At 56.0% G+C, this 17,281-nt stretch carries 12 protein-coding genes; 8 read left to right on the plus strand and 4 right to left on the minus strand.

Going from position 1 to position 17,281, the window contains the following annotated elements:
* The first annotated feature begins 140 nt into the window (after nucleotides 1-140).
* The 3 genes from ACKC9G_RS10770 to ACKC9G_RS10780 are packed head-to-tail and all read left to right on the plus strand — an operon-like array spanning nucleotide 141 to nucleotide 8,531.
* Entirely contained in the window at nucleotides 141-5,186 is a 5,046-nt protein-coding gene (locus ACKC9G_RS10770; protein WP_411405149.1) for an MG2 domain-containing protein, read from the plus strand.
* A gap of 10 nt (nucleotides 5,187-5,196) precedes the next feature.
* Nucleotides 5,197-7,635: a penicillin-binding protein 1C gene (pbpC, locus tag ACKC9G_RS10775; RefSeq protein ID WP_411405151.1), complete on the plus strand. Its 2,439-nt coding sequence runs from the start codon at nucleotides 5,197-5,199 to the stop codon at nucleotides 7,633-7,635.
* Between the two features lie 53 nt (nucleotides 7,636-7,688).
* Nucleotides 7,689-8,531 (plus strand): hypothetical protein, encoded by an 843-nt coding sequence (locus ACKC9G_RS10780; RefSeq protein WP_411405153.1) that lies wholly within the window; start codon nucleotides 7,689-7,691, stop codon nucleotides 8,529-8,531.
* Between the two features lie 83 nt (nucleotides 8,532-8,614).
* On the opposite strand, the gene ACKC9G_RS10785 is transcribed toward ACKC9G_RS10780, so the two are convergent.
* Nucleotides 8,615-9,331: a TIGR02466 family protein gene (locus tag ACKC9G_RS10785; RefSeq protein WP_411405155.1), complete on the minus strand. Its 717-nt coding sequence runs from the start codon at nucleotides 9,329-9,331 to the stop codon at nucleotides 8,615-8,617.
* Nucleotides 9,332-9,557: 226 nt separating this feature from the next.
* Between ACKC9G_RS10785 and ACKC9G_RS10790 the strand changes: the two genes are divergently transcribed.
* On the plus strand, nucleotides 9,558-9,776 hold the full coding sequence (locus tag ACKC9G_RS10790; protein ID WP_411405157.1) for a DUF2835 family protein: 219 nt from the start codon (nucleotides 9,558-9,560) through the stop codon (nucleotides 9,774-9,776).
* Between the two features lie 202 nt (nucleotides 9,777-9,978).
* The gene (locus tag ACKC9G_RS10795; protein ID WP_411405159.1) at nucleotides 9,979-10,713 is read left to right on the plus strand and encodes a M48 family metalloprotease; all 735 of its coding nucleotides are present in this window, start codon (nucleotides 9,979-9,981) and stop codon (nucleotides 10,711-10,713) included.
* A 147-nt stretch (nucleotides 10,714-10,860) separates the two neighbouring features.
* Here the strand turns inward: ACKC9G_RS10795 and ACKC9G_RS10800 are convergent, their stop codons facing one another.
* Entirely contained in the window at nucleotides 10,861-11,205 is a 345-nt protein-coding gene (locus tag ACKC9G_RS10800) for a hypothetical protein (protein ID WP_411405161.1), read from the minus strand.
* Between the two features lie 409 nt (nucleotides 11,206-11,614).
* Between ACKC9G_RS10800 and ACKC9G_RS10805 the strand changes: the two genes are divergently transcribed.
* The 3 genes from ACKC9G_RS10805 (at nucleotide 11,615) to ACKC9G_RS10815 (ending at nucleotide 13,615) form a co-directional block, all read left to right on the plus strand.
* Nucleotides 11,615-12,349 carry a phosphatase PAP2 family protein gene (locus ACKC9G_RS10805; protein ID WP_411405163.1) on the plus strand — a complete coding sequence of 245 codons (735 nt, stop codon included), beginning with the start codon at nucleotides 11,615-11,617 and terminating at the stop codon, nucleotides 12,347-12,349.
* Between the two features lie 165 nt (nucleotides 12,350-12,514).
* Nucleotides 12,515-12,997, plus strand: a complete 483-nt coding sequence (greB, locus tag ACKC9G_RS10810) for a transcription elongation factor GreB (protein WP_411405165.1) — start codon at nucleotides 12,515-12,517, stop codon at nucleotides 12,995-12,997.
* A gap of 219 nt (nucleotides 12,998-13,216) precedes the next feature.
* A complete protein-coding gene (locus ACKC9G_RS10815) occupies nucleotides 13,217-13,615 on the plus strand; it encodes a hypothetical protein (RefSeq protein ID WP_411405167.1) in 399 nt (132 codons plus the stop codon).
* A gap of 33 nt (nucleotides 13,616-13,648) precedes the next feature.
* On the opposite strand, the gene ACKC9G_RS10820 is transcribed toward ACKC9G_RS10815, so the two are convergent.
* Nucleotides 13,649-14,359, minus strand: a complete 711-nt coding sequence (locus tag ACKC9G_RS10820) for a 16S rRNA (uracil(1498)-N(3))-methyltransferase (RefSeq protein WP_411405169.1) — start codon at nucleotides 14,357-14,359, stop codon at nucleotides 13,649-13,651.
* A gap of 94 nt (nucleotides 14,360-14,453) precedes the next feature.
* Nucleotides 14,454-17,063 carry a putative bifunctional diguanylate cyclase/phosphodiesterase gene (locus tag ACKC9G_RS10825; RefSeq protein ID WP_411405171.1) on the minus strand — a complete coding sequence of 870 codons (2,610 nt, stop codon included), beginning with the start codon at nucleotides 17,061-17,063 and terminating at the stop codon, nucleotides 14,454-14,456.
* Between the last annotated feature and the right edge of the window lie 218 nt (nucleotides 17,064-17,281).

The following is a 17,281-nucleotide window of genomic DNA, read 5'->3' on the forward strand; positions in this document are numbered from 1 at the left end:
GTAAATCCGGGCATTTTTGTGTCCGATATTTGTCCCGTTTTGGCTAGAATAAGCAGCAATTGTGTCTTTGCGCTCCGAGTAGGCTGTGCCTGATGTCTTCGCGCAAATGCCCCGTATAAAAAAAGTAAAGGACTGAGGGTATGAAGGGATTAGGCCGCGCCTTGCGCAAGCGATGGATGCCCGGACTAGTGGCGCTGACATTGGTCATGATAAGTACGCCACTTGTTGCCGCGGATGACGAGTCTGGCTCGACAGCGGAACAGGCTGCCACCGCAGCAGTGGAGCCAGCAAAAGCCGCCGGGCCCGTGGCGACGGCGGCTGTCAGTGCCGAGCAGAATTTTCGTGTGCTTGATATTGGTCAGGGCACATGGAAAGGCAGTCTGGCGGCTTCCATCGTATTGTCCTCACCGGTCGACATGAAGCAGGATCTCAGCGAATGGCTGAACCTGGTTCGCAAAGACGGCGAGCGCGTCGAAGGCGGCTGGATTGCTGATGATACCGGCAAGCGCCTTTACTTCCCTTACCTTCAACCCGACACCACCTATCAAATCACGGTGCGAGAAGGTCTGCCCGGTGCCGATGGCAGTGAGCTTAAAATCGAGAATCGTGTCCGCGCCATTCTGCGTCAGGACATCACCACACCAGCCATGCCAAAGGTCCTGAGCTTTGCCGATTCCGGTCACATGCTGGCCCATAAGCTGACTAAAGGGCTGCCGATCACGGCGGTGAATGTGGATGATGTTGAAATCGACTTTTATCGCCTGAATAGCGATGCCATCGCCGATTTTCTGATCAGCTACGGTAATGACTCCCAGCTTTATGTTTGGGGGCTGGAGCGCACACTTGAGCGTGCCGAGCGCGTTTACACCGGCCGCTATGACCTCAAATTGCCCGCGAATACTCGTGGTACCCGTTACATCCCGATCAAGAGCAATCCGAAATTTGCCGAGCAGGGTATCTATCTGGCTATTCTTCGAGAAGTCGGTAGTTATGGAGAGAAGTTCACCGCGACCTGGTTTGCGGTCACTGATCTTGGCGTTCAGCTGAGTATTTTCCCCAAGGAAGTCACTGCGCAGGTGACTTCCCTCAGCACCGCCATGCCGGTCGGGAATGTCAGTCTGGAAATGCTGGATAACGACAATCATCTGCTGGGACGCAAAGAGACCGATGCTCAGGGGCTGGCAAAACTCGGCAGCAGCGATGCCATCCTGAAAAAAGCGGCGCTACTGATTGCCCGTCATGGTGCTGACACGACGTTGATTCGCCTCCAGGGGCCGGAACTTGATCTCTCCGAGTTCTCCACTGATGGTCGTCCCAATGAGGCGCAAAGCCTGTTTATTTACAGTCCGCGGGATCTGTATCGACCCGGCGAAACCCTGACACTGACCGCCTTGCTGCGTGATCAGGATGGCAAGTCGGTCCCTGCGGTTCCCCTTCAGGCAGAGCTTCGACAACCCAATGGCCGCGTGGTACGCAGCCTGCGCCTGGCGCCTCAGACCGCAGGCTTCTATGAGCAAAACTTCCCACTCGCCAAGGATGCCCCAACCGGCACCTGGCAGTTTGTGGTGACTCTGCCAGATAAGTCGCAGGAGGCGTATAACGTGCAGGTAGAGGATTTCCTGCCGGAACGTATGAGCCTTCAACTGAGCGCGCCGAAAGTTGTGCTGCCCGAGGAAAAGCTGGAGGTGGCCATTGAGGGGAGTTATCTCTACGGTGCACCTGCGGCCAATAACCGTGTGCAGACGCGTCTGGTGGTAAAACCCCAGCCTCATCCTTTTGAAAACTTTAAAACGACCTTCTTCGGCAACGTCAAAGATGAGCGCCTGGTACGCAATCAGGAGCTGGACGATCTGTCCCTGGATGAAGAAGGTAAAGCCTCTCTCACTCCCGAGCCGTTCTGGCAAAAAGCCGAATCCACCTATGAACTGCGCTTTTATGAAAATCTGCTGGATAGCGGTGGCCGGCCGGTGGCCCGACGCAAGAGCGTGCAGGTCGTACCTGCCTCGACGCTGGTAGGGATTCGCCCGCTCTTTAAGGATGATCAGGTCGATAGCAATTCCACCGCCGGATTTGAGCTGGTGGCGACCAATGGCACCGATCTGCAGGCGCGCGCCGGCCTTAAGGCGGAGTTGATCCGTGAAGAGCGCGATTACCACTGGCAGTGGTCTGAGCAGGAAGGTTGGAAATCCAGCTATACCGTGCGTGAGTACGCTGTGAATCAATGGTCGCTGGATATCGCGGCGGGTTCGCCTGCCAAACTTGAGGCGCCGGTGGAGTGGGGTGGCTATCGTCTGGAAGTCACAGACCCTCAAACCGGGCTTAAAACCGCCTATCGTTTTGAAGCCGGTTGGCAGTCAGAGCAAACCGCGCTGGCGGGGCGCCCTGACCGCATTGGTCTTGGCCTGAACCAGCAGAGCTTTAACGCGGGCGATGAGATGGTGGTGGATATCCAGCCTCCGGCGGCCGGTAAAGGTTTCCTCACGCTGGTTTCTGACAAGGTGCTGATGCGCCGCTGGGTGGAAATCCCGGCGGAGGGCGCCAGGGAACACATCACGCTTGATCCTGCCTGGGCTAATCGTCATGACCTTTATCTCAGCCTGACACTGGTTCAGCCCGGCGATTCTCAGGATGAAAAACTGCCCCGTCGCATGATGGGAATTACTCCGGTGGCTCTGAACCGCGAAGGCCGTCGTCTGGCTGTGGCCATCGATGTACCGGAGAAGATCGAGCCCAATACTCATCTGGACGTTCCCGTGACGGTGACTCTGCCGCAAGATACTGACACGGAAAGTGCAACGCCTGTGCATGTCACTCTGGCTGCGGTTGATGAAGGCATTCTCAGCATCAGCGGCTTTAAAACCCCGGATCCTTTTGGCTGGCTGTTCGCGCAACGTCGCTACAGTGCCGAGCATCGTGATTCCTTTGATGATCTGATTGAAGGCGGTGAAGGAGAGCTGGCGCAGCTGCGCTATGGCGGTGATGCCGACCTGAACCGTGGTGGCTCAGAGCCGCCGTCTGATGTGCAGATTATCTCGCTGTACTCCGGTCTGGTGACGGTGGATGAGGCCGGTAAAGCTGTCATCAGCCTCGATATTCCTGAATTCAATGGCAAGCTTCGCCTGATGGCAGTGGCCTTCTCCGAGCAGGATTTTGGTTCTGCGGAAAAAGCGCTGACCGTCGCCGCTCCGGTGGTGGCCCAGATCAGCAAGCCACGCTTCCTGGCGATGGGCGACAAGAGCTCGGTCAGTGTGGATCTGAATAATCTGTCCGGCAAAGCCCAGACCCTGCAAGTGCAGCTGGGGACGGACAAGGATGATGAACGCTTTGCTCTTGAGTTGGGCAAGGCGAGGGTTAGCGGTATTGATGCAGTCGATGCGACGCAGTGGGCAGAGGATAAGCCGCTGGCGCTGACTGTCGGCGTGAACCAGAAAGCCATAATCCGGGTTCCTCTTACTGCGGGTGTCGGCGAAGGGCTGGTGCCGCTTCGTCTGCGTGTGACCGGCATCAAGCGCCCTGATGAGAGCCAGCCCGAGGCATCCATCGAGCAGGATACGTCGATTCGCCTGCGTCCGGCCTGGGCTGAGCAGCATCAACAGTGGCAGCAAAGCCTGGAGGCCGGTGAGTCCTTTAGCCTGCCGACGGATGCCGTGGGGGCACTGATCTCCTCCACCGTTATCGCTAATGTGTCGCTTTCCAGCTTGCCTCCTCTTGTGATCGCGGATTACTTCTCGACACTCAAGGCTTATCCGTATGGTTGTCTTGAACAGACCACGAGCGGTGTCTTCCCGCAGCTTTATCTGAACGATGAGCTGCTGACGCAACTGCATCTGGACGGCAGCACCAGTGAAAAGCGCAACGCCGCTCTGACACTGGCGATTCAGCGTTTGTCCGGCATGCAGCGCAGCAATGGTGGTTTTGGCCTCTGGAGCAGCGACAGTATGGAAGAGTTCTGGCTGACGGCCTACGTCACCGACTTCCTGCAGCGTGCCTCGGTGGCGGGCTATCCTGTGCCTGAAAGTACCCTGACTGCTGCGGTCAAACGCCTACAGGAATATGTGCGTAATCCGGAGTGGATCGATGCCTATTACCGTGAAGATCCCGCTGCTTCACGGGCTTCAGTGGTGGCCTATGCCGGTTTGATTCTTGCGCGGATGCATCAGGCACCATTGGCAAGCCTGCGTACCTACTTTGATCAGCTGCCGGCTTCTGCGCCGGGGCTGGCAAAACTCCAACTTGGGCTGGCACTTGAACTGGCAGGGGATCGCACACGTGGACTGCAAGGGCAGCAATCCGGTGAGGTTGCTCTGCTGGGCGAGACAACGCACAACTACGCCGATTATGGCTCGCGCACGCGTGATCTGGCGCTGGCGGCTTTCTGGCTGATGGAGCAGGAAAAGCCTCGTGACGAATGGCTGCCAGTCGTCATGGAACTGCAGAAATCCCTGCAGGAAGAGCGATGGTTGTCGACCCAGGAACGTAACAGCCTCTTCCTGGTAGGGCAGGCGCTGCGTCAGCAGCAGGGCGATACCATGACACTGGTGATGGGGGATGCCGCTGATGCTCAGGAGAATACCCTGAGCCTGGCGAATTTTGACTCTCGTCTGCAGGGGGCGGATGCCGCCGCTCACTTCAAGGTCAGGAATGCAGGTGAAGAGGCCGTGTATCTGGATGCTCGTCTGACGGGCTATTCACAGCAGGCGCCCGCGCCGGTGGATCATGGCCTCAGTGTGACTCGCAGTTATCTGCTGCCAGAGACCGGTGATGTGATCGCGCTTCAGGAGGGAACTGATAACCTTCAGCTGTTCAGCGGCGAGCTGGTACTGGTCAGGTTACAGGTCAAGGCATCAGATGCACGCCACCATATTCTGGTGCAGGATCTCCTGCCCGCCGGGCTGGAGCTTGAAAACCAGAATCTGGCCAACAGCACGGCGATGGAAGATGTCAAAGTCGATGATCACTCTGTGCAGGAAACCATGGCTTATCAGGATATTCGCCATCAGGAGTTCCGTGATGACCGCTATGCAGCGGCCATCGAAATGCCAGAAGGCGTGGCGACACTTTATTATCTGGCCCGCGCAGTGACGGCTGGCACCTATACGATTCCCGGGACTTCAGCCGAAGTAATGTATCAGCCGGACATCCGCCATGTGGGCAAGGCAACAACACTGGTGGTGACTCCGCGCTAGGTGCATGGGCATGAAAGCCTCTTTTTCTTTTGCTAACAGACGGGCGCTTTGCGCTCGCCTTTTCTCATTCTGTGGGCGCGTCTTGAGTCTGCTGGGCCGTCCCCTCAAGCGCTGGAAGGTCGTTTTTTCTGGCCTCTTCCTGATGGGTTGTCTGTCCTGCCTCCTCCTTTACTGGGCCGATCAGCGCTGGCCACTGCCGAAGCCTTCGGGCTTTAGCACCGTGGTACTGGACAGTAGCGGCCATCCGCTTCGCAGCTTTGCTGATCCACAAGGCAACTGGCGTTATCCGGTGGCCAATAGCGAAGTGGCGCCAGTCTATCTGGACATGCTGTTGGCCTATGAAGACCGCGCCTTTTACTGGCATCCGGGGATTAACCCCTGGGCGCTGATGCGGGCTGCCGGCATGAACCTTCTGAGCGGGCATATCGTTTCCGGTGGCTCGACTCTGACCATGCAGGTGGCAAGACTGATGGAGCCGGAGGTTTATAGCCAGGGCTCACGGTCCTGGGGGCTCAAGTTTCGGCAGATGGCGCGGGCGCTACAGCTGGAGTGGCATGAGAGTAAAGCGCAGATTCTGAACCGCTATCTGAATTCTGCACCCTTTGGTGGTCCGTTAGTGGGGGTGGAAGCGGCGGCTTACTCCTATTTTGGCAAAAGTGCCGCGCATCTATCTGATGCTGAAGCCGCGCTGTTGGTTGTTTTACCCCAGCGTCCGAGTGGCTGGCGGCCTGATCGCTATCCTGAGCGAGCGCGGTTGGCGCGCGATAAAGTGCTGGAGCGGATGGTGGACCAGGGTCACTGGTCCGCGCAGCGTGTGGCTGATGCCAAACTGGAGCAGGTCGCGGTTCTCACCCCAGAGACGCCTTTCATCGCCCCCATTTTTTCGCGCGAATTACATCAGCGCTTACCTGAGGCGCAGCGGATTCAGACGCTGATTGACGGCGGCTGGCAGCGACGTGTGGAAGCCGAGGTGGCGCGTTATCGCCAGGGATTGGCTGCGGAACAATCCATCGCCGTGGTGGTGATGGATAACCAAAGCCACGGTGTGAAAGCCTATGTCGGTTCTGCGGACTTTTTCGATGAGGAGCGTCAGGGGCAGGTGGATATGGGGCGAGCCGTGCGCTCTCCGGGCTCTGCGCTGAAGCCTTTCCTGTACGCAATGGCGATGGATCAGGGGTTGATTCATTCCCAGTCACTGCTGATGGACATTCCCCGTTGGCGCGCCGCTTACAGGCCACGTAATTTCAGCGGTGGTTTTAGCGGGCCTGTCAGTGTCGAAGAGGCGCTACAGCGTTCGCTGAACCTCCCTGCGGTGCAGGTGCTGGATGCGCTTGGCCCCGGTACTTTTGCCTCGCGCTTACAGCAGGGCGGCCTGACACTCTATGGTGCGGGAGCGAGAAACCCCAACGAAAGCCTGATTCTGGGCGGTATTGGCGTGCGCCTGCTGGATATGGTCGGGCTTTACTCTGCCCTGGCGAATCAGGGGCTGGCGGCCACTGCACGCCTTACCGAAGCGGACCCTCAGGTGTCTCGTTATCTTGTCTCGCCAGCATCGGCCTGGGTGGCCTGGCGTATGCTGGCTCGGCACCCCAACCCTTTGCTGCAATCGCTGATTCAGAGGCCCTGGCAAATGGCCTGGAAGACCGGCACCAGCTACGGCTTTCGCGATGCCTGGGCGATAGGCGTCACGCAGAATCTGACTATCGGTGTCTGGGTAGGTCGCCCCGATGGCAGCCCCAGTCCCGGTGATCAGGGCGCTACGACTGCGGCTCCTCTGCTCTTTGCCTTGCGCCAGACGCTGGCCAACGCCGGGCAGCGCCCGCTAACCCAGCCAGCAGGTGTGACGGAGCAGGAGATTTGCTGGCCCTCGGGTCTGGCGGCCAGTAACCCGGTCAACCGCGATGGCTGCATGCGCAGGCTTAAGGCTTGGGTCGTGAACGATACCATCCCCCCCACACTTGAGGCTCAGCCGGGGCTTCAGGGGTCGCGCATTGTGCGAACCCTGTGGCTGACGGATCAGGGCCGGCGTGCAGAGCCTGCCTGTGCCCAAGGTCAAGCTCTGAAGGCAAGTACTCTCATTCTCTGGCCCGCCGCACTGGAACCCTGGTTGCCAAGTGACTGGCGGCGTCAGCAGCGTTTGCCTGCTGCGGCTGCGGGTTGTGAACTGCTGGAAGCGGATCGTCAGCCTTTGCAAATCACCTCGGTTTCGCCGGACAGTCTGCTGCGGGTTCCCGGGGAGCATCATGAGCTGACACTTAACCTTCGTGCTTTGGGGGGGAGTGGCGAGCGTTTCTGGTATCTGGATGGGCGTTATATCGGCAAGGCGAGTCCGGCCGGTGCGCTGACACTGCAAATCGAGAAGTCTGGGCATTATCAACTCAGTGTGTCGGATCAGCAGGGCAATGTGGACATGCTTTATTTTGACCTGAGCCCCGGCTTTGGGTCTTAATAGCGGGCTGTTTAATGGCTGATTCGCACAGGATGTTTGAACCCGGAATGTTGATGCACAGGAAGTTTACTAAAGCGCTGACCAACTCACTGCCCATTGTGAAATCGCTATTGGGCGTATCGCTGGCCGTCGGTGCTCTCTTGTTAAGTGGTTGCGCGACCCAGCAGAAGGTCAGCAACTATTTTCAGCCTTATCAGTTGAATGCAGCGCCTAAGCTCAGCAAGTTTGAAGTCTGTATTTCCATGGGCTGTACCAAGCGCACGACCCTGACCCTGAGCGAGGCTGAGCAGGCGCAAATCAAGTCTCAGTTTGAGCCTGCACCGGCGACCGCCGAGGATGAACGTGAGGATATCTCGCAGGCAGTTGCCTTGCTTGAGCGCATCAATGGTCCGAAAGCGGAAACCCAGTTCGACGCTCCGGGCAACTCCGGCATCTTTTCCGGCAACCATCAGCTGGATTGCGTCGCTGAAACCCTCAACACCTCTGTCGCGCTGATGCTGATGGACCAGATGGGGCTGCTGCACTTTAATCGACCTGCGTATCCTGCGCACCGCGGGCTATTGCAACTCCTCGGCCCGCACAATGCCGCGACCATCGAGGATGTCGCCACACACCAGCGCTATGTGGTGGATTCTTGGTTCTACGCCAATGGTGTGCCGGCCACGGTGGTGACGCTTGAAAGCTGGCATGATGGCTTCTATCCCGACATCGATCATCCGCCTGCGGTTGTCAGTCACGGTATTGAGGAAGAGGGCAGTGCATCCCAGTCAGCGATGCTCGGCAGTCAGTCCGAAGCGGTGAATGCGGATTCACAAACCTCTGCGCCATCAACGTCTCTTCCAGCAGGTTCTGTGTCATCCGCAGCGGCTGCAGGTCCTGTTTTGCAGGCGCAGTAAGCCGACCGCCTGTTTTGTGCCTCCGCATAAAAAAGCCAGGTATGCACCTGGCTTTTTTGTCGCTAATCACGAGCAAGCGCTGCCTACACTCCCTCTGGCAGGGTTCGGCTTACCTTGCTCCAGCGCGCCGGAGAAGGCATTAAAAACTCAGGTGTGCCTTCGCCGGGAATGTCCTTGGCGGCAAGAACCATGTCGTAGGAAATTGTGATGCGTTCTTCATCCGAAGTGTGCGGAGTGACATCGTGCATCTGCTTGGCAGGGAAAAGCAGCAAGCGTCCGGGAATCGGGTCGTAGTTGGCACACTGAAAATTAAAGGGGTTCAGTTCGCTGTAGCCCTTGGTCATGTTCGCACCGATGCCGGGAGCAACCTCATTGGGTTTGCTGTCACTGAAAAAGCGCGTCTGGCCGGGATTGTCTGTCTTGGGAACTGAAACGTAATAAACCGCACTGATATGAGCGGTGTGATGGGCATGCATGGCCACCGCCTGATTTTTTCTGGCGATGATGGGCCAGGCCCGTTGAATGTAGAGGTCCACCTTGTCCATGTTGTGGCCAAGTTGCTTCAGGTAGAACAGGGTGTGTAATTCGACTTGCTCGGTTAGCCAGTCGAAGGTGCTGTCACGGTGAATCTGGTCAACCGTATGTACATCACCGGTCCAGCTGGATTCATCGCTGGTTTTTTTCTGACCGGCGCCATCCCGCAGCGCGTGGATATGCTCAACAAAGCGCTGCTGCTGTTGTTCATGCCCGGGCAGATCGGCGTGATATACCGCCAGAGGAAACCAGAGGTCAAAAGCCATGGTAGATCCTTGAGTCACGTAAGAAATACGCCGCACTGTGAAACGAGCTGCGGCAAGGCGCCCGCGAAGGCCACTATTAAGCCTTGGGTGGCAGTGCTGTGCGGCAGGTTCCTCGTTGAGAATGAGAATCCTGCGCCAGATCAAAATTGTGTAAAGTATGCAGTAATTCAGGTTGCGTGTCGGAGGTCAAATATCACCCCGACAATGGTTGAAGGAGAAAAGAACCATGCAATACCGCTTTAGTTTGTCACTCTATCCCGATGAGCTGATGCGTATGTACCAGGGGCATGCCCGTTATTTGCGCGTGCGTACTGACAGCGGCAAGGTCATTGAATTGGCAGCGGACCGGCTTCGTAACGTGATGACTCACGCCGGTGTTCACGGTGTCTTTTTGCTGACCACGGATGATAAAAACCGTTTTGTTTCCCTGCAGCAGTTAGCCTGAGGGCTTTCTTTCTTCCTCTCTCTTCGTGCCGTCTGATTATGGCGGCCGATTCTCTCCTCTTTAGTCTCCTTTCTTGAGCGGATAAGCCTTCATCCTGTCGAAAGCACTTCTGCAGTGTTGATATGTAACTTCGGCGTATCAATTAAGGCGAAATTTGTTAGAATGCGCGCTCTTTATGTAAGCACATGGGATGTGAGGAAAAATGAAAAAAACGTTGATCGCTTTGTTGGCTGCCGGTGCACTGTCTGGTTGTGTTGAAAACCTGAACACCAGCTCGATCTCCGCAGCGCAGGGCGCTTATGCAGCGGCATCTTTCTCTGATGCAGATGCGCGTACAATGGCAGATCAGGCGGCTACTGAATCTGACAGCCAGAACAAACTGTCACCGACCAATAGCGCCTACAGCAAGCGTCTGGCGCGCATCGTTAAGGGGGTGAACAGTGAAGATGGCCTGCCTCTGAACTTCCGTGTTTACGAGACTGACGAAATCAACGCCTTTGCCATGGCAAACGGTACCGTCCGTGTTTACAGCGGTCTGATGGACAAAATGAGCGATGACGAAATCCGTTTTGTTATCGGTCACGAAATTGGTCATGTGGCTCTGGGTCACAGCCGTAAAGCAATGCAGGTAGCTCTGGCGACCAACGCTGCGCGTAATGCAGCGGCTTCCACTGGCGGAAAGGTTGCTGTGCTGAGCGGCTCTGAGCTGGCTGACTTTACTGAGGGCGTCATCAATGCACAGTTCTCCCAGAAGCAGGAGTCTGACGCTGATGAGTACGCGGTATCCTTCACCAAGCGTCACGGCTGGAATCCCAAAGCCGGTCTGTCCGTGATGAAGAAGCTCCAGGCGCTGGAAGGTAACAGCTCAGGTGCAAGCCTGCTGTCCAGCCACCCGGCTTCCAAGGATCGTGAGCAGCACATCAAGTCCCTGCTGTAATCACGCAGGTGAATGTCGCCTGATCTGGAAGCGAAGCTTTCAGCTCAGGTGCAAGGCAGTTTCAGTGCAGGGTTTCATCGAAGTGAGCCTGCACCGGAGCTGCCTTTTTTATTGCCGGATTTATTGCCCTGGAGCCCGATAAACGGCTCAGGCGGGCACCGGGCTACGCTTCAACCCTTCGAGATCATTCAGCATCTCGGTGAAGGCATGATTACCGTACTGGTACGGGTCTTTATCCAGTCGACGATAGAGCGCTCGCTGCTGCTTGATACGGTCAATCTGGCGATCCACCGCATTACCGAACTCTTCTGTCTGGTTAATATTCCACATGGCTTTTTCCAGGAAGAGGACAGCCTCACACATGGCATCGCCGCCATTGTGTCCTTCATGCCAGGAATGGGGATCAATTTTACGCTGATGCGCTTCTTCCTTGATACGCTGGTAGATGGCATCACGCGCACTGTTCAACCACTGATATTCATTTGCGTTCATGGGATCTTCTTTTTGGCTTCGGGGTTAGTGATTGCAATCCCGAAACATCGGCAGGCTACACTGGGGGATTGCACCAAAGTCTAATATGCAAGTGAGGTGCCATCTGAATCTCCTTTTCTCCGGTGGCAAAAAGATGAGCTGGGCTCAGGAGTAAAAGTATTTAAAATCATGGGTTTGCTATGGCGCATGAAATTTCGGCGTATTCCGCAGCCTTTGAGTGAAAAGCGCTGATATGAAGCATGCCGCTATAAGAGTGTTTCCTCAGTGTACATCCTGGGCTTGCCTGCCATTTCAAACAGCCTCATTAAAAGTTAAGGAAATCCTAAGCTTGCGCGTTCAGGCTAGCGGAGCAACTGATACTTTTTCGACACCGCAGGGTGACATATCTCATTGTGATAAGGATGTTTTGGTGGCTGAAACGAGAGTGATGACACGGCGAGAACTGTTCGCCATCGCAGGGTTGGGTAGCTTCTTTATAGGCTGGACGGTACTGGTCGTTACTGGTGTTCTGAGTCCGGTTCAGGATCTGGTCGAGTCCTCCATGCTGATCTGGCAGTGGCCAGCGCTTCGCATTCTTTTCACCACGATAACCACCATTGGTGAGCCGGGAGTCATTGGCACTGGCGTGGTGCTTATTACTCTTTGGCTGCTATATAAACGTGCCTGGCGTCCGGCGCTGACCGTGCTGGTTACCGGTCTGCTGACGATGCTGGCCACCGATGGCATCAAACACTGGCTGGCCATCGCGCGGCCCGATGTCAGCTGGGCGCCTTCCTCTTATTCCTACCCGAGTGGCCACACCACAGGAGCCACGCTTCTTGCGTTGGTGACCGGGCGCACGTTGATGGCAGGGCAGGGGCTGCGCCGTCAGCAGTGGGTGATTGCAGGCGTTGCCGCCTATGCGGCGTTGGTTGCATCAAGTCGCATCTACCTGGGAGTGCACTGGATTGCCGACATTGTGGGTGGTCTGATGCTGGCCAGTCTGGTATGGATGGTGACTTTGCATCTGATTGTTCGTCCTGAACGAGATCAGTGGCCGAAGATAGCAAACCCTCGCTTACTCTGGCTGCCGGTAATTGCGCTGGTTATTTATCTGATAGTTGCTCTGCCTAAAGAGCTCAAACACTACCTCTTTGTGGGTTAAAGAAGTGTAGCGGATGAACGCCCGGCTTTGGCTAACCCTCATCGATAAATTTCCCGGTGATCAATGGGCGCGTGGGTGTTACTTTAGCCGCCCGGGCTGAGTGCATCTCGGATGCTTTATCCTTGCCTCAGCAAACACAATCGTCATGATCGAACGATAACACCTATGGATATCAACGTGATTACTCCCGAGGGCCATGCGGCGCTCAAGCAGGAACTGGATCAGCTATGGCGCAAGGAGCGTCCTGAAATTACCAAGCTGGTGCAGTGGGCGGCGAGTTTGGGAGATCGTTCGGAGAATGCGGACTATCAATACAACAAGAAAAGGCTGCGTGAGATTGACCGGCGGGTACGTTTTTTACGAAAGAGGCTGGATGAGCTACGCATCGTTGAGTACAGCCCGGTGCAGGAAGGTAAGGTCTTCTTTGGCGCTTGGGTGACGCTGATTGATGAAGATGATCATAAGCTGCGCTTTCGCATCGTTGGTCTCGATGAGATCTATGGCAAGAAAGAGTATGTCTCGGTCAATGCTCCGATCGTGAGAGCTTGCCTTGGTAAGTCGGTAGGTGATGAGGTGTTTGTTAAAACGGCGGAAGCTTCCCGTGAGTGGGAAATTGAGTCGATTACCTACGGTCAAAAACCGTTGTAGCTGTTTGCCCGACGTCGAGCGCTGAGTATTCGCTGCGGTGGTCTGTGTAACTTGCTTTTCGACCTGGCACCTTCGTGATGGAATCACTGAGGCTGTTTCCACCTTAGTGCTTTCATCTGGGTATTGGCATTGTTTCAGCAGCCTTTATTCCTCAAGTTCTCGGCGCCACAGCCGATGAGTTAAGCCAGAACCGGTTTTAACTCTTTAATGGATTCGCTTGTGGCCGTCATTAATCCCGTTGCACTTCGGCAGGTAGAAGCCGCTGACCGCCAGTTGGGGACATCTCTCCAGCAAGGCAGTGGTGCGCAGTTTGCCTGGCTGATGTCATGGTGGGATAACCACTTTCAGGATCTGGATAAGGCGCCGGAAGAGCCCAGGGCTGCGGCAACTCAGGTTCAGGGCTATACCCCCGAGCTGGTGGAGCAGATGGGCAGTTTTATGCAGTCAGGCCAGCAAGGGGCTATGGCGCTGACACTGTCCTGGCTGGCAACGCGTCCTGAGTCGACAAACTATACTGCGGAGCCTGAGATGGATATCCGCTCAGCGGGCTTTCTGAGTCAGAACCCCATGCTGACCGAAATTCTGCAATCTCAAAGTCAGCTGCAAACCAGTATTTAACCCTTCCTCGTTCAGGCGATTACGCCCTGAAACTCAATAAAAAAGCTTACTGATCAGTACCGGCACGGCTGTTTCCACGCGCAGAATGCGTGGTCCAAGATGTACCGCACTGAATCCCGCTTCCTGCAGTTTCTCCACTTCGTAGGGAACAAAGCCGCCCTCAGGTCCGACCGCCAAGGTCACGGGGGTTGTCATGCCTGCCGGGCAGGGCTGCTCAGTGTAAGGATGAGCAAGAATAGCCGTGGTTCCCGCCATCATGGCGGGCAGCTCATCTTCCACGAAAGGCTTAAAGCGCTTGCGCAGCAGTATTTCCGGCATGTGAGTCGCCCGTGCCTGCTCAAGGCCAAGGGTGCATTGCTCCAAAAGGGATGCTTCCGTGAGAAAGGGTGTCTGCCAGAAGCTTTTTTCTACCCGCACGGCATTGATGAGCACCAGACGGCTGACGCCAAGTGTGGTGGCATGCTGGATAATCCGGCGCAGCATTTTTGGGCGCGGCAGAGCAAGAATCAGGGTGAGTGGCAAAGGAGGAGGAGCAGTCTGATCGAGACTGACCGACATCGTCAGATCCTCAGGGTTCAGGCTCAGCACCTGTCCCTGGCCCATCGCGCCGTTGCGAAGCCCAACGGCTAGGGTTTGTCCAGGCTCCGCGCGATGTACTTCCTGAATATGCTGAAAGCGTCGCCCGCTCAGGCGAACCTGATTCGGCCCAATAAAGTCCTGTTCATCCAGCAGGATCAGATTCATGCCACACCTGTATGAAAAAGCCCGGCGATATCAGGTGCCGGGCGCAGTAAGAGAGGCAAAGCATCAAGTCGGTGGCGCTAGTCTGCGCCAACCCTTACTTTGCGGAGGGGCATTTAACACCAAACCAGCCTTTATCGCCAAGGTGTCGGCCTTCCAGCTCTTCGGCTTTCATGGGGAAACCAAAGAAGAAGCCCTGCACTTCATCGACATCCAGTTCTTTGAGAATCGCCAGCTGGTTTTCAGTTTCCACACCTTCCACATTCAGGCGCAGGCCCAAACCACGGACGAGGCTGGCGACACTGGAGACGATGGCACGCTGGCGGGGGTCTGTTTCAATGCCTGCGATAAAGCCGCGGTCAAGCTTCACCTTGGCCACCGGCAGGTCCTGCAGGTGCACCAGCGAGGAATAGCCGGTACCAAAGTCATCCAGTGCTACGCTCACGCCACAATCGCGTAACTCGGAAAGCACCTGAGCGGAGGTTTGTGGTGAGGTGATGGCGGCAGTTTCTGTGAGTTCAAAACCCAGATACGTCGGGGAGATCTGATAGGTATCCATCAGCTGCAGAATATGCCCGGTGAGGCTGGCATTGGAAAACTGCTTGGCGGAGAGGTTAACCGACAAGGCGAGCGGATTACCCTGCATTTGCCAGCGGGAGAGCTGGCGGCAGGCATGATGCATTACCCAGTCATCCAGTCGTGCAGACAGACCACAGCGCTCAGCCAGAGGGATAAAGCGGGCAGGGGAAATCATGCCGCGCTCCGGGTGATTCCAGCGCAGCAGTACCTCAGCACCGGTGAGCGCCCCGGTCATCGGCTCGATAAGGGGCTGAAACACCAGATACAGCTGTTCATCAGTCTGCAGCGCCATATCCAGATCCTGCTCGAGCTGTCGCTGCTCCTGAGCCTGTTCATCCAGTTGGGTGGAGAAGAAGCTGTAGCAGTTACGACCGCGATCCTTGGACTGGTAAAGCGCCAGATCCGCCTGACGCAGAAGACGGTGCAGGGTTTGATGGGGGGACTCTTCCGGTACATCTTCAAAAGCCACAATGCCGATGCTGACGCCAACCTTGAAGCTTTGGCCATCCAGCACCACTGGCGCCGCAATAATCGACAGTACATCTTCTGCCAGTGACTCGACCGAGGTCTCGCCATCTTTCAGCAGCAGCGCAAATTCATCTCCTCCCAGGCGGGCAGCTTCATAGTCTTTTATTGGCAAAGCGGTCAGTCGGCCGGCAATTTCCTGCAGCAAGCGGTCGCCAGAGCCGTGGCCAAGGGTATCGTTGATGTCCTTGAAGTTATCAAGGTCCAGCATCAGCAGATAAAAACCGGTGCCTTCGGTGCGGCAGCATTCCACCATCGCCTGCACGGACAACGTCAGCGACAGGCGGTTGGGCAGCAAGGTCAGCGCATCATGATGTGCAAGATGGTGAATGCGTGCCTGAGACTCCCGGGCGGCAGTGATATCAATAACTGAGCCTTCAATAAACAGCGGAGTGCCGTCGGTATCGCGCACCAGACGCAGGCTCTGGCTGATCCAGATTGCTGTGCCATCAGCCCGATATACCCGTGCTTCACTGTGCTGAATATCATCATGCTGCATCAGGGATTCCAGCATGGCGTCGCGATGAGAGGCATCGCCATAGAGCTGGGTGCTGAAATTCTCATAATGGCGGATACAGGCTACCGGTGAGCTAAAGCCCAGAATCTGTGCCATCGCCGGGTTCACGCTGAGAAAATAACCTTTCAGCGAAGAGCGAAAGAGGCCTGCCAGTGCATTCTCATACAGGCTGCGGTACTGCTCTTCGGCATAGCGCAGGGCGCGCTCCACCCGTTTTTGCTGGGTAATATCGGAAACCGTACCAATGATGTACTCGGTTTCGCCGGAGAGATTGCGAATGGCGCGGGCATTTTGTCGTAGCCAGATGGCTGTGCCGTTGGCATCGCGCATCTGGCAATCAAAAGCTTCAACGACACCCTGTTCATCCAGTTTCTGCAGGAAGCGGCTGCGATCTTCCGGATTCACGTAGACTTCGCGCGTGATTTCGCGAACATGCTTCTGCATATGATCGAGGTCGCGGTAACCCATGAGTCGCAGCAGGGCCTGGTTGGCATAGATGATCTTGCCGGAGCGATGGGTTTGATAAATGCCGTCGACGGAATACTCAAGAATCTGGCGATAGGCATCCTGACTGGCAGGAATGCCAAGACAGTGGCGCTGCCCGCAGAACTCAAATAGCAGCCAGCGGATGGTGTTGCTCTTGTAGGTGTTTTCCACGCTAAGGGGGAGCTGTGCATCGATCAGCTCTTCGGGCTGAATTGCCTCGATAGTGCAGTGCAATTGCTCGATCAGGCTTTGAAGTGCCGGGTTCGATACCGTCACGCCTGTCGCAGGGTCGAGGCTGATACGGGGAAAGTGCCTTACCGGAGACTGCGTCAGCTGAACAATAAACAGCTCTTCACCATTACTCAGGGTTTCTGCGCTGACGCTCAGTGTCTGTTGGGGCTGACGGCCAAGGTCGACAGTAAGAAGCACGGAGCTGTGCAGGGCAGTTTTAGCTGCCTGAGTAATTGCGCGATGCAATGGAGAGTCGGGGTAGTCGGAAGCGTTCATGCCGCTCCAGGCGCTCAGGTGATCATCCCAGTAAAGTACATGGTGGGGGTCCCGAGTGAGTACCAATGTGCTTGGCATACTCAATACTGTCATAGGGCTGACCGGTCTCTGCGATAAAAAAGATAACGGGCTACAGATCGGCTTGTCTAAAACCGCACTGTCCATGTGTGTATTGTCCTTAGATATTACGCCTGAAAGTCACGTTTTTGTGTATTCTTTGACCTGAATGATTGTCTTGCTCATTCAGATAAGCACCATGGAGGGTAGCAACGACAGTCGCACGACTTTCCGGTTCAGGTCAAGAACAGGCT

The sequence above is a fragment of the Pokkaliibacter sp. CJK22405 genome (assembly GCF_046614695.1).
Classification (GTDB): domain Bacteria; phylum Pseudomonadota; class Gammaproteobacteria; order Pseudomonadales; family Balneatricaceae; genus Pokkaliibacter.

Bases quoted from the DNA above. Each gene is read 5' to 3' on its own strand.
- ACKC9G_RS10770 (WP_411405149.1), top strand. From the start codon at position 141: ATGAAGGGATTAGGCCGCGCCTTGCGCAAGCGATGGATGCCCGGACTA.
- pbpC (WP_411405151.1), top strand. From the start codon at position 5,197: ATGAAAGCCTCTTTTTCTTTTGCTAACAGACGGGCGCTTTGCGCTCGC.
- ACKC9G_RS10780 (WP_411405153.1), top strand. From the start codon at position 7,689: ATGCACAGGAAGTTTACTAAAGCGCTGACCAACTCACTGCCCATTGTG.
- ACKC9G_RS10785 (WP_411405155.1), bottom strand. From the start codon at position 9,331: ATGGCTTTTGACCTCTGGTTTCCTCTGGCGGTATATCACGCCGATCTG.
- ACKC9G_RS10790 (WP_411405157.1), top strand. From the start codon at position 9,558: ATGCAATACCGCTTTAGTTTGTCACTCTATCCCGATGAGCTGATGCGT.
- ACKC9G_RS10795 (WP_411405159.1), top strand. From the start codon at position 9,979: ATGAAAAAAACGTTGATCGCTTTGTTGGCTGCCGGTGCACTGTCTGGT.
- ACKC9G_RS10800 (WP_411405161.1), bottom strand. From the start codon at position 11,205: ATGAACGCAAATGAATATCAGTGGTTGAACAGTGCGCGTGATGCCATC.
- greB (WP_411405165.1), top strand. From the start codon at position 12,515: ATGGATATCAACGTGATTACTCCCGAGGGCCATGCGGCGCTCAAGCAG.
- ACKC9G_RS10820 (WP_411405169.1), bottom strand. From the start codon at position 14,359: ATGAATCTGATCCTGCTGGATGAACAGGACTTTATTGGGCCGAATCAG.
- ACKC9G_RS10825 (WP_411405171.1), bottom strand. From the start codon at position 17,063: ATGACAGTATTGAGTATGCCAAGCACATTGGTACTCACTCGGGACCCC.